Origin of the sequence: Candidatus Cryosericum odellii, from assembly GCF_003570935.1 — a bacterium.
Lineage (GTDB): Bacteria > Caldisericota > Caldisericia > Cryosericales > Cryosericaceae > Cryosericum > Cryosericum odellii.
In genome coordinates this window covers 3,060-4,489 of sequence record NZ_QXIU01000161.1, presented here as the reverse complement: position 1 = coordinate 4,489, position 1,430 = coordinate 3,060, and the positions used below count along the sequence as shown (strand labels likewise).

General features: G+C 63.8%; 1 protein-coding gene. It reads right to left on the bottom strand.

Annotated elements, in window-relative coordinates; all coding sequences use genetic code 11:
• Nucleotides 1–17 precede the first annotated feature (17 nt).
• Nucleotides 18–1,430, bottom strand: a 1,413-nt coding sequence (purH, locus tag SMC5_RS06745) for a bifunctional phosphoribosylaminoimidazolecarboxamide formyltransferase/IMP cyclohydrolase (RefSeq protein ID WP_165849004.1), incomplete at its 5' end; no start/stop codon positions are given.

Genomic DNA, 1,430 nt, shown 5'->3' with positions numbered 1-1,430 from the left:
ATATCCATGGGCGCAGTCTAGTGCCGGAAGTGCCGTATGCCGGTAAACAGCATTGCGATGCCTGCTTCGTCCGCGGCAGCAATCGAGTCCGCATCCCTGACGGATCCCCCCGGCTGGATAATGGCGCGAATTCCTGCAGCGGCCGCTGCCTGGACAGAATCCGCAAAGGGAAAGAACCCGTCTGAAGCCAGCACTGCCCCCAAAGGAGGAGTCGTCGCCTGCCGGATGGCGTCTTGCAGTGCCCAGATGCGGTTGGTTTGTCCAAGGCCGACGCCGATCGTCCCCCCGCCTTTGGCCAGGACGATTGCATTGGACCTGGCGTGTTTGACGACTCGCCAGGCAAGCAACAGGTCTGCCTGTTCCTCAGCAGTCGGTCGACTGAGCGTAACAACCCTTGGTTCGTCCTTCAGCAGCAGCACGTCCCGGTCCTGTACCAGGAGCCCGCCGCGCACGTCACGCAGCGCAACCTCATCCTGTCCTGGCGCAACCACGGCCACTTGCAGAACCCGCAGGTTCTTCTTCCGTCCCAGAATCTCGAGTGCATCGTCTGTGTACTCCGGGGCAAGGATGATCTCGAGGAAGAGATCGGCCATCTCCGCCGCCAGCGGAGCATCAACGGTCCCGTTCGCGGCGACGACACCTCCGAAGATAGAGACCGGGTCCCCGTCGCGAGCTTTTCTCCAAGCTGTCATCAGGTCGGGACCCGTGCCGACGCCGCACGGGATACCATGCTTCACGGCAACGACAGTCGGCATGCCGCTAGGAAATTCGGTGAGACAGGCAAGCGCGGCATCCGCGTCGCCGATGTTGTTGAAGGAGAGCTCCTTGCCGTTCAACTGCTGCGCCGATGTTACTGATCCGGCAGCGGGGACAGGGTCCACGTAGAGGGCGGCGGCCTGATGTGGATTCTCCCCGTACCTGAGCTGCTGCTGCCGATCCCATGTGAGCGTGAGCTGCTCCGGGAAGCGGACGCCCAGCCGGTCCCCGAACCACCCCGCAATGAACGCGTCGTATGCAGCTGTATGCCGGAACGCTCGGGCAGCCAGCTCACGCCGTGTCGCCACGCTCGTATCTCCATCCTGTTCGAATTCGACCAGGACACGGCCATAGTCGGCCGGGTCCACGACGACCGTGACGGCTGCGTGGTTCTTGGCGGCTGCGCGGATGAGCGACGGACCTCCGATGTCCACCTGTTCCACGGCTTCGTCCCATGTGACGCCGGGGCGCGTGACGGTCTGGCGGAACGGGTACAGGTTCACCACGACGAGATCGATCGGGGTCACACCGAGTTTTGCAATCTGCTCCATGTGCGCGGGCACGTCCCTGCGCGCAAGGATGCCGGCATGCACCGCCGGGTGCAGTGTCTTGACGCGCCCGTCCAGGCATTCGGGAAAACCGGTCACGTCACTGACCGCCGTCACCGGGACCCC